Here is a 9862-nt window from a genome sequence, read left to right as displayed (position 1 = left end):
TGATGAGCTGGACCGGGATTCGGTGCACACCTCCACTGAATAAGGCGGACCTGCCTCTCGCCAATCGCGCAGTCAGGCGCTACATCCCCGCCATGACCGAAGAACGCTATACCAGCCTTGAGCAGCTTGGCGCCCAGATCGGCGCGCCGGAGAGCCCCGAAGCGGCCCGCCTTGAGCGCGTGTCCAACCCTTCGCAGGGCAATGACTATCTGATCCGTTTCACCTGCCCGGAGTTTACCTCCATCTGCCCGGTGACCGGCCAGCCGGACTTTGCCCATCTGGTGATCGACTATGTGCCGGGCGAATGGATCGTCGAATCAAAATCGCTCAAACTCTTCCTGACCAGTTTCCGCAATCATGGTGCCTTCCACGAAGCCTGCACGATGATGATCGGGCAGAGGCTGGTGGACGAGATCGCGCCCAAATGGCTGCGCATTGGCGGCTACTGGTATCCGCGTGGCGGCATCCCGATTGACGTGTTCGGCCAGTGGGGCGAATGCCCCAAGGGCGTGTGGGTGCCCGACCAGGGCGTCCAGCCCTATCGCGGGCGCGGCTGATCCCTGTTCTGGCCGTTCATCTCGATAAACCAGCTATTTATCTGGCGTTTATGACAATGAGCGGAGCTTGAACGTGCCACTCTGACGGCGTTCAGCCTGAACTCTCTAAACCTCTCATTACTGACGGCGCACTGAAGCGCCCAGCGACGAGATTTGGAGATACGCAGATGAAATTTCGCAGCACCCTCGCCCTCGGCCTCAGCGTTCTTGTCCTTGCCGGCACCGCGAGCGCCGCAGAGGCCCAGCAGCGCAACCGCGTGAATGTCAGCCAGACCGGCTATAGCCACGAGCTTGCCGCCCGCCAGCAGGGCGTCCAGAACCGGCTCGCGATCGAACAGCGCGGTGCCTACCACTACGTCCAGACCATTCAGGCCGGTACGCGCAATGGCGTGACGGTCGGTCAGGGCGGGTATGCCAACGACGCCTATGTCGATCAGCTCGGCCGCAACAACACCGCCGTGGTGGGTCAGGAAGGCGCGTTCAACCGCGGCACCGCGATCCAGACCGGCACGAACAATGCCGTTGGCGTCGCCCAGATCGGTTCGGGCAACACGGCCAACACCAATCAGAGCGGCAATAACAACACGCTCGGCGTGATCCAGGTGGGCAACGGCCAGAGCGCGAATGTCCGCCAGTCGGGCTCAGGCAGTGTTGCCGTTGTCATCCAGGGCAGCCACTAACATTCCTGTCTGATCCGCATTAGCGGCCATTGACCAGAGCAGCGGGGTGCCCAGGCGCCCCGCTGCTGCGCCGTGTCCGCATCTCACGGCAAGCTCCTGTTTATATACGGTTTATCTAGGTGAGCGGAGCTTGAATGGCGCGCTCCGCAACCATTCACGCGGCGGGTTCTAGAACAGATGCAATGGCCAGCGCCTTCGGGCTGCCTTGCCAGCAACTGGAGACGCAAAAGGAGACCGCCATGACGCTTCGCAACACTCTCGCCCTTGGCCTTTCCGCGCTGGTTCTGGCCGGAACTGCCAGTGCAGCCGAGGCCCAGCAGCGCAACCGCGTTGATATCCGCCAGGCCGGGCAGGCCCACGAGCTCGCCGCGCGCCAGCAGGGCTATCAGAACCAGCTTTCGATCCGTCAGCAGGGCCGCCACCAGTTCGTCCAGACCATTCAGGACGGGTTTCGCAACGGTATCGAGGTGCGCCAGTCGGGCAGTGCCAATGGCGCTTTCGTCGACCAGCTGGGACGCCTGAACGAGGTGCTGGTCCGCCAGCAGGGCTACAACAATGTGGCCGGCTCGACCCAGACCGGCACGGGTAACACGGTCGGTGTCTACCAGTTTGGAAACAACCACACCGCCGTGACCAACCAGACCGGCAATAACAACACGCTCGGTGTCATCCAGTTTGGCAATGGCGCCCATGCGGCCATCGACCAGACCGGCAATAACCGCAATGCGCTGGTGATCCAGGGTAGCTGGGTCATCAGATAGCGGCGGCCCCTTCTCAAAAAGGAGCATGACCATGAAACGCTTTAAAGGACTGCTTGCCATTCCCGCGCTGGTCGCGGCCGGGGCGTGCGCGCCTCCGCCAGCGGCCGGGCCGGACTACTATTACCAGGCGGGCAGCTCGGAGCTGGCTGCCTGCTGGGTCGAGTTCAACTACGGGCCGTTGGGCCAACTCCTGCTGGAGGCTTACGCCGCCCCCGACCTTGAGGGCAGCTATGAGCTGGACATCAATCAGGTCTCTGCCAGTGGCAGCGCCCAGATCAGCCAGTCCGGTGCATTCAGCGCCGGCGACATGCCTGAGCGCATCCACCAGATCACGCTGGGCGGCAATGCTGCGCGGCGCGGTGCCTCGCTTGGCGAGATGATGGCCTCCATGCGCAGCGCAGAGCCGGGCACTACCGTGATCTCTTCGGGCAATGGTGATGCCGGTGTGTACGAGGTGCGCTTGCGGCTGCTGGACCCAAGGGGCCGCCAGATCTGCGCCATCGAACGCAGCGGACCATGAGCCGGCATGGCGCGGCGGGCCGGTAGGGCGTTCTTACGCCCCGCCGGTCCAGCGCGTGACCTGAGGTGGCTTGCGGGGGCGTTCCACTGCCGCGACGGCCTGTGTGCCGACATAGATGAAGCCCGCCACGCGCTCATTGTCAGCCAGGCCAAGTACGGCTCTCACCCGCGCGTCAAACGCGTACCATTCGGTCAGCCATTGCGCGCCAAAGCCCATTGCGTCGGCGGCCAGCAGCAAGTTCTGGCACACCGCGCCAGCCGACATGATCTGCTCCCATTCGGGAATTTTATGCGGCACGGTGACTTGGGAAATTACCGCGATGACCAATGGCGCGCGCTCAAACCGGCTCCGCTCCAGCGCGAAGCGCTCATCGCTCCCATCGGGCATGTCGGCGCGTGCGAATGCTTCTAGTTTTTCGCCGAAGCGTGAACGGGCCTCGCCCTCAAACACCATGAAGCGCCAGGGACAAAGCTTGCCATGATCTGGGACACGCGCGGCGAGCTTTAAGAGCGCCTCCAGCTGTTCTGGCGACGGCCCCGGCCCGCCCATGTCGATGGCGCGCGTGGAGCGCCGCCTGGCCATCCTGTTGAGCATGTCATGCGATGGCCTTGGAACGTTCAGAACATCGTTGTCAGCGGGGAAGGCGGGCGGTGAAAAATGGGTCATGGAACAGGAGGGTCCAGTTGCGTGGCGGCCAGAGCACTTTGACGGAATGGTAAAGCCGGACTTATATCATGGGTATGTTGTGACAGATTCACGTATGGTTGGAACTGGCCGCACACAAGCCAAGGAAGTCCGAATGGCAGTTGATGCAGAGCTGGATGATGATCTGAGCCCGGCCGAGCGCCGCAGGCGAAAGGTACGCGACGCTATTGTCGAAGCGGCTGAAGCCATCTTCACCGAAGAGGGCGAGGCGGGCATATCCATGCGCCGCATTGCCGAGCGGATCGATTACTCGCCAGCGGCGCTCTACAAGTATTTCGACTCCAAGGAAGCCCTGTTCGACGAGATACGCGAGCAGTTCTTCGAGCGGCTCTACCGGCGCATGCTGGCGGTCGAGCAAACAGTCGCCGAAGGCCCGCAGGTCAACGAAGAATGCCTGCGCGCCTATGTGGAGACCGGGCTGGAGCAGCCGGCCCATTACCGCCTCGCCTTTTCGGGCTGGTTTGAGGCCGCGCTCGAGGATCGGCAGGGCACTTATGGATATGCGGCCTCCGAGCGGCTCGAACTGATGATCGAGAAAGCCATCGCCGATGGCTGGTTCCGCGAATGTGACCCCGTGGTCGCGGGCCTCGCGGTCTGGGCGGGCGCACACGGCCTGACCATGCTCGCGGTCACGATCCCCGATTTTCCCGGTGCCAAGGACAAGTGCGCCCATCTGTGCCTTGATGACCTCATCGCTTTCCATGCGGAGATGACGGGCAGGGGGCTTGCCACGCCCAAGCTCAATGCGTGGCTCGACGCGAAAAAAGCAAGGAAGTGAACACCGTTCACTTTTCAAACGCCGTTAATTGAATTATATGTGATCCCGTCTTCAGCGCGAGGGATCGCTCCATGCCCGGCTCACAGATAATCCGGCGGCACGCATTTGCCACCAGCGTTGTCTCGCTTGCCATCTTTATCGCCGGGATTGCCGTGCTTGTCAGCGCCTTGCGCGGCGGCCCCGCGCAGGCTGATCTGGCGTTTTCCGGGGCAGCGCCGGTTACGGTTGAAACCCTTCCCGTCCAGTACGTCGCATTGGCAGAAATCGAAGCCCGTTTCCCCGGCCTTGTCACGGCGCGGCGCGAAAGTGCGCTGGCTTTTAGTGCCGGCGGCCGGCTGGACGCTGTCCATGTCAATGTCGGCAGCCGCGTGGCCGCGGGCGATGTCCTGGCTGCGCTGGATACGCGTACGCTGGAGGCCCAGCTGGCCGCCAGCCGTGCCGACGCCAGTGCCGCCGCTGCTCAGGCCGCGCTTGCGCGTACGACGCTGACGCGTCAGGAGCGGCTGGTCGAGCAGGGTCACGTCTCGGCCCAGCGTCTCGACGAGGCGGGGGCAACCGCGCGCGCCGCCGAAGCACAGGCCAGCGCCGCCAATGCGGCTGCACGCGCTCTGGAAGTGCAACTGGAGCTAGCCCGTCTGGAAGCTCCGTTCGACGGCGTCATCACGCGGCGCAATGCCGATGAAGGCGCGGTTCTGGGCGCTGGCACGCCGCTCTTCCATCTGGTCGAGGATGGTGTACTGGAGTTCCGGGTGGGCGTGCCGGTTGCCGATGCGGCGCAGCTGACCCCCGGCCATGACTACACGCTGGAAGCGGGCAGCCGGCAGGTGACGGCCCGTCTTCGCGCGCTTACCGGCGTGGTCGACGCCAGTACGCGCTCTGTCGAGGCGGTGTTCGAGCTGGAAAGCGGGCAGGGCGTGGTGCCGGGCGAGGTGGCGCGCCTCGTACTGCCGGGCAGTTTGCGCGAACGCGGCTTCTGGGCACCGCTTACCGCTCTGTCAGAAGGGCGCAGGGGGCTGTGGACGGTCTTCCAGCTCACCAATGGCGCTGAGGGCTACTCGCTCGAACCGCGCAGCGTCGAGCTTCTGCATACTGCAGGCGGGCGGGTCTATCTGCGCGGCGCGGTCGATGACGAAGCCCTGATACTGGCTGCTGGCGTGCAACGCGTCACGCCGGGCCAGCGGGTGATGCCGGTGCGGCGCAGCCAGCCATGACCACGCTGTTCTACCGCTTTCCGCGCCTGGCTGGTCTGGCGCTGTTCCTGATGATCGTGGCCGGGATTGCGGCGCTGGCGACCATGGGGCGGCAGGAAGACCCGTATCTGGCCGAGCGGTTTGGACGGGTGGTCACGCTCTATCCAGGTGCCGATGCCGAGCGGGTGGAATCGCTGGTATCGGAGCGTATCGAACGCGCGCTGATGGAGCTGGCCGAGATCGACCAGACGACGGCTGTTTCGCGCGCCAATATCTCTTCGGTCAGTTTTGGCATCCGCGAGGACATCACCGGAGCGGCGGTGGAGCAGGCGTGGACCAAAGTCCGCGAACAGGTGGCGTCCGTGCAGGCGGGTCTTCCCGCCGAAGTCTCCCCGCCGCAGGTGATACGCGAATATATGGGCGCTTCCAGCATTATCATTGCCCTGTCCTGGCCGGAGGGCTCTGATGCCAGTATTGGCGCGCTGGGGCGGCTCTCGCGTGAGCTGGAAGACCGGCTGCGCGGGCTGGAGGCAACTTACCGGACAGAGCTTTTCGGCGCGCCGGAAGAGGAAATCCGCGTTGTCCTTGATCCCGAAGCGGCGGCGGCTCTTGGCATCACCGCAGGCGAGGTCGCTGCCCTTCTGGCCCGCTCCGATGCCCGTACGCCTGCCGGGCGGATGGCCGGTGACGATTATGACTTCATTGTCGAGGTGGACGGCGCGTTCGACACCCTTGAGCGGGTACGCGCGGTCACGCTGAGCGGGCGCGAGGGGCGGGGCTTTGTGCGCCTTGGCGATATCGCGACTGTCGAGCGTGCGCGGCGCGAGCCGGACGCCACTCAAGCCTGGTTCAATGGCACGCGCTCGGTGTTTGTGGGGGCGTTCATCCTGCCTGACCGGCGGGTGGACAGCTGGGGCCGTCAGGCCGAGCGCGTGGTGGAAAGTTTTCGTGCTGCCACGCCGGGCCTCGATGTCGATATCGTCTTTTCCCAGAGCGATTATGTCCAGAAGCGCCTGAACGGGCTGGCGGTCAATCTGGGCTATTCGGCGTTGATCGTGTTCGGCGTGCTGTTCCTGATGATGGGCTGGCGCTCTGCGCTCATCGTCGGATCGGCGTTGCCGCTCACCGTTCTGCTGGTCCTGTTCTTGATCAATGCCTACGGCCAGCCCTTGCACCAGATGTCGGTGACGGGTCTTGTGGTGGCGCTCGGCCTGCTGATCGATAACGCGATTGTGGTGGTAGATGATTACCGCCTGCTCCGGCGGCGCGGCCTTGAGCGGCTGGCAGCCGTCGACAAGGCGGCGCGCACGCTGTTCGTCCCCCTGCTGGCGTCTACGGCCACGACCGTGTTCGCCTTCGCGCCGATTGCGCTGATGCCGGGCGCTGCGGGCGAGTTCATCTCGATGATTGGCGTGTCGGTGATCTTTGCCGTCGTCAGCTCTTTCGCGCTGGCCTTCACGATCATTCTGTCGCTGGCGGCGTGGTTTGACGACGCGGACAGTGCAGATGAGGGGCCGCGCCCCTTCTGGCGCGATGGTCTGCGTTCCGAGCCACTGGCCTGGGCCTATCGCAAGCTTCTCAACGCCGTGATTGCCCAGCCGGCCATTGGCATGCTGCTGGCGGTCATCCTGCCGGTCACGGGCTTTCTGGCTGCCTCCACCCTGCCATCGCAATTCTTCCCGCCGACCGACCGGGACATGTTCGAGATATCGATCACCCTGCCGTCTGGCGTCTCCATGGAAGAGACCCGCCGCCGCACCGAGGCGGTGACCGCGATGCTGCGCGAATATGATGGTGTTGAGGATGTCGGCTGGGTGCTCGGCGGATCGTCGCCGCGCGTCTACTACAATATGCGCCGGGGACAGGCCGGACGGCCCAATTACGCTGCCGGATGGGTGCGCACACTCTCGCCCGTCCATACCCGCGCCATCACACAGGACTTTCAGGCGCGCGCACGCGAAGCCTTCCCCGATACGATGGTGCTGGCCACTCCCTTCGAGCAGGGACCGCCCACGCCCGCCCCTATCGAGTTGAAGATTGTCGGCCCGGAACTGGCGGTGCTCGATGCGCTGGGGCAGGACATACGCCGCGTGCTCGCCTCGACGCCGGGCGTTACCTATACGCAGGCCCAATTGCTGCTGGGTGAGCCGGTGGCCCGCCTGTCGACGGATGAAGCTTCGGCCGCGCTGGCAGGTTTGCGCCTTACCGATGTGGCAGGGCGTATCCGGGCGGATCTGGACGGCGTACTCGGCGGAACCGTGGTGGAAGGCGTTGAAGTGTTGCCCGTGCGGGTCGTCGGGCCAGCAGACAGGCGCGCGGCGGCGGACAGTATTGCGGCTACACCCCTGCCGGGTCAGGGCGGCGGCGCGATGAGCACGGTCGGTGCGCTGGGAGCGATGACGCTGGTGCCGCAGACCGCATCCATCATCCGGCTGGATGGCGAGCGGGCCAATCCGGTCTATGGCTATCTCTCCCCCTTCGTGCTGCCCGCGCCCGCGCTGGAGAGCTTCTTTGCCCGGCTGGATGCGTCCGGCATCGAGATGCCGCCCGGCTATCGTCTGGTGGTTGGCGGTGAGGCTGAAAGCCAGGGCGATGCCATGGCTGATCTGATGTCCACCGCGCTTCCCTTGCTGATCCTGATGATCGGATCGGTGGTGCTGGCCTTCAACTCGTTCCGGTATGCAGGGATTGTGTTCACCGTGGGCGCGCTATCGGTGGGCCTTGCCCTGTTCGGGGTCTGGCTGTTTGGCATGCCTCTGGGCTTTAACGCGATTGTCGGTTCGATGGGGCTGGTGGGCCTGTCGATCAATGGCACTATCGTGGTGCTGTCGGCCCTGCGCAACAACGCCGCGGCGCTGGCCGGCGAGGCGCTGGCGATCCGCGAGACGGTGGTGGACTGCACCCGCCATATCATCGCAACGACCCTGACCACGATGGGCGGGTTTGCCCCGCTTATCATTGAAGGCGATTCCTTCTGGCTGCCGTTTGCGGCGGCTGTGGCGGGCGGTGTGGCCGGTTCTGCCATGCTGGCGCTCATTTTTGCGCCTGCCGCCTTCGTGATGCTGGTGCGCTTCAGGGGGGCTGGCGCGCAGGTCTTGCCCGAAACGGCCCCGGCGTCGTAAGCGGTAGCGGGTCTGCTGCTGCAGGAAGGACCGCGTCCCATGACCTCACGCAAGCGCCGCGCCGGGACTGAACGCGGCCCGTGGACCGTTCACGGCGAGAAACTGGCCTATCAGAACCCGTGGATGAAAGTGCGCGAGTACGACGTGACGCGGCCAGACGGCAAGCCGGGCCTTTATGGCGTCATGGAGCCGGAAAATCTCGCCATTGGCATATTGCCGATATTCGCCGACGGCTCGGTGATGCTGGTCGGCCAGTATCGTTTTGCGCTCGATTGCTGGAGCTGGGAGCTGCCCGAAGGCGGCGGTCCGCTGAATGAATTGCCGCTGGACAGCGCAAAGCGCGAACTGGCCGAGGAGACCGGGCTGGAGGCTGCGAACTGGCTGGAATTTCTCCAGCTGGACATGTCCAACTCCATCACCAATGAGCGCGCGGTGGCCTTTATCGCCTGGGATATCAGCCAGGGTGAGGCGGAGCCGGAAGGCACCGAGGACATCGAAACGCGCCGCGTGGCGTTCGCTGCAGCCTTGCGCGAGGCGATGGATGGGCGAATTCGTGACGCCTTCACACTGGCAATGCTGCTGAAGGCTGACTACATGGCACGCCATGGCGAGCTGCCAGAGGCGGTTTCCAGAGCGATACTGAACCCGGCCGGAAAGGAAGAGCCCCATGGCCCAAGCTGACGCTGTAGCCCCGATCCGGCAGGACACTGATCTGCGCGCGCTGTGGAACCGGCTGCGCCTGGAGGCGGCATCGGTCGCCGCCGAGGAACCCATGCTGGCCGGCCTCGTCAATGCCGGGATATTGCGCCATGGCAGCTTTGCCGAGGCGCTGGCCCACCGCATCGCGCTGAAACTCGCTGATGGCCAGCTTGACGCCATGCTGGTCCATGATGTGGTCAGCGAGGCGCTGGGCGCGGACGAGGCAATCGTGCTGAGCGCGGCGGCCGACATGCTGGCGGTGGATGAGCGCGACCCGGCCTGCAGGTCTCTCCTGCAGCCCTTTTTCTACTTCAAGGGCTATCAGGCGCTTCAGGCCTATCGCATTGCGCACTGGCTGTGGGTTGAGGGCCGCGAAACGCTGGCCTTTCATCTGCAGGGGCGCATGAGCGAACTGTTCGGCGTGGACATCCACCCGGCGGCGCGCATTGGCAGGGGCATTATGATCGACCATGCCAGCTCGGTCGTGATCGGTGAGACGGCGGTGGTGGGCGATGATGTGTCGATCCTGCACGAGGTGACGCTGGGCGGTACGGGCGCTGAGGAAAGCGACCGCCACCCGAAAATCGGCAATGGCGTGCTGATCGGGGCCGGGGCCAAGGTGCTCGGCAATATCAGTGTCGGCGACCATGCCCGCATCGCCGCCGGTTCGGTGGTGTTGAGCGATGTGCCGGCCCGCTGCACGGTGGCCGGTGTGCCGGCCAAGCCGGTGGGCGGGGCCTGCGCGGAGCCTGCGCGCACCATGGATCACAGCCTTCCTGATTGATCCTTTCCGGCAGACCGCTAGTTTGCGGCTGAACGCGCATTCCTGCGCGAATCCCCGCATCTTCCA

Annotated in this window: 10 protein-coding genes; 9 read left to right on the top strand and 1 reads right to left on the bottom strand. The window is 64.7% G+C overall.

Annotated features, from left to right (window positions below; translation table 11 throughout):
- Positions 1–92 precede the first annotated feature (92 nt).
- From queF to csgH, 4 genes are all read left to right on the top strand, one after another.
- The gene (gene queF, locus ACQ5ID_RS13350; RefSeq protein ID WP_429912922.1) at positions 93–557 is read left to right on the top strand and encodes a preQ(1) synthase; all 465 of its coding nucleotides are present in this window, start codon (positions 93–95) and stop codon (positions 555–557) included.
- A 167-nt stretch (positions 558–724) separates the two neighbouring features.
- Positions 725–1237 (top strand): curlin-associated protein, encoded by a 513-nt coding sequence (locus ACQ5ID_RS13345; RefSeq protein WP_429912921.1) that lies wholly within the window; start codon positions 725–727, stop codon positions 1235–1237.
- 239 nt (positions 1238–1476) lie between these two features.
- Positions 1477–1998 (top strand): curlin-associated protein, encoded by a 522-nt coding sequence (locus ACQ5ID_RS13340; RefSeq protein WP_429912920.1) that lies wholly within the window; start codon positions 1477–1479, stop codon positions 1996–1998.
- Between the two features lie 31 nt (positions 1999–2029).
- The gene (gene csgH, locus ACQ5ID_RS13335) at positions 2030–2518 is read left to right on the top strand and encodes a curli-like amyloid fiber formation chaperone CsgH (protein WP_429912919.1); all 489 of its coding nucleotides are present in this window, start codon (positions 2030–2032) and stop codon (positions 2516–2518) included.
- A 33-nt stretch (positions 2519–2551) separates the two neighbouring features.
- On the opposite strand, the gene ACQ5ID_RS13330 is transcribed toward csgH, so the two are convergent.
- Positions 2552–3184, bottom strand: coding sequence for a nitroreductase family protein (locus ACQ5ID_RS13330; protein WP_429912918.1), 633 nt, complete (start codon positions 3182–3184; stop codon positions 2552–2554).
- A gap of 133 nt (positions 3185–3317) precedes the next feature.
- On the opposite strand from ACQ5ID_RS13330, the gene ACQ5ID_RS13325 reads away from it, so the two are divergent.
- The 5 genes from ACQ5ID_RS13325 to cysE all read left to right on the top strand — a co-directional run bounded on the left by ACQ5ID_RS13325 (position 3318) and on the right by cysE (position 9796).
- Positions 3318–4001: a TetR/AcrR family transcriptional regulator gene (locus ACQ5ID_RS13325; protein WP_429912917.1), complete on the top strand. Its 684-nt coding sequence runs from the start codon at positions 3318–3320 to the stop codon at positions 3999–4001.
- A gap of 71 nt (positions 4002–4072) precedes the next feature.
- Positions 4073–5212 (top strand): efflux RND transporter periplasmic adaptor subunit, encoded by a 1140-nt coding sequence (locus ACQ5ID_RS13320; RefSeq protein ID WP_429912916.1) that lies wholly within the window; start codon positions 4073–4075, stop codon positions 5210–5212.
- On the top strand, positions 5209–8313 hold the full coding sequence (locus tag ACQ5ID_RS13315) for an efflux RND transporter permease subunit (protein ID WP_429912915.1): 3105 nt from the start codon (positions 5209–5211) through the stop codon (positions 8311–8313). The genes ACQ5ID_RS13320 and ACQ5ID_RS13315 overlap by 4 nt, the downstream gene beginning before the upstream one ends.
- 39 nt (positions 8314–8352) lie before the next feature.
- Positions 8353–8994 carry an NUDIX domain-containing protein gene (locus ACQ5ID_RS13310; protein WP_429912914.1) on the top strand — a complete coding sequence of 214 codons (642 nt, stop codon included), beginning with the start codon at positions 8353–8355 and terminating at the stop codon, positions 8992–8994.
- Positions 8981–9796 (top strand): serine O-acetyltransferase, encoded by an 816-nt coding sequence (cysE, locus tag ACQ5ID_RS13305; RefSeq protein ID WP_429912913.1) that lies wholly within the window; start codon positions 8981–8983, stop codon positions 9794–9796. Before ACQ5ID_RS13310 ends, cysE begins: the two co-directional genes overlap by 14 nt.
- The last annotated feature ends 66 nt before the right edge of the window (positions 9797–9862 follow it).

It is taken from the genome of Glycocaulis sp. (assembly GCF_050485565.1).
GTDB lineage: Bacteria > Pseudomonadota > Alphaproteobacteria > Caulobacterales > Maricaulaceae > Glycocaulis.
This window is presented reverse-complemented; position numbering and strand designations above follow the sequence as displayed.

What these genes read in the sequence shown, in the direction of transcription:
- queF (WP_429912922.1), top strand. Translation starts at nt 93, where the DNA reads ATGACCGAAGAACGCTATACCAGCCTTGAGCAGCTTGGCGCCCAGATC.
- ACQ5ID_RS13320 (WP_429912916.1), top strand. Translation starts at nt 4,073, where the DNA reads ATGCCCGGCTCACAGATAATCCGGCGGCACGCATTTGCCACCAGCGTT.
- ACQ5ID_RS13325 (WP_429912917.1), top strand. Translation starts at nt 3,318, where the DNA reads ATGGCAGTTGATGCAGAGCTGGATGATGATCTGAGCCCGGCCGAGCGC.
- ACQ5ID_RS13345 (WP_429912921.1), top strand. Translation starts at nt 725, where the DNA reads ATGAAATTTCGCAGCACCCTCGCCCTCGGCCTCAGCGTTCTTGTCCTT.
- ACQ5ID_RS13315 (WP_429912915.1), top strand. Translation starts at nt 5,209, where the DNA reads ATGACCACGCTGTTCTACCGCTTTCCGCGCCTGGCTGGTCTGGCGCTG.
- csgH (WP_429912919.1), top strand. Translation starts at nt 2,030, where the DNA reads ATGAAACGCTTTAAAGGACTGCTTGCCATTCCCGCGCTGGTCGCGGCC.
- cysE (WP_429912913.1), top strand. Translation starts at nt 8,981, where the DNA reads ATGGCCCAAGCTGACGCTGTAGCCCCGATCCGGCAGGACACTGATCTG.
- ACQ5ID_RS13340 (WP_429912920.1), top strand. Translation starts at nt 1,477, where the DNA reads ATGACGCTTCGCAACACTCTCGCCCTTGGCCTTTCCGCGCTGGTTCTG.
- ACQ5ID_RS13330 (WP_429912918.1), bottom strand. Translation starts at nt 3,184, where the DNA reads ATGACCCATTTTTCACCGCCCGCCTTCCCCGCTGACAACGATGTTCTG.
- ACQ5ID_RS13310 (WP_429912914.1), top strand. Translation starts at nt 8,353, where the DNA reads ATGACCTCACGCAAGCGCCGCGCCGGGACTGAACGCGGCCCGTGGACC.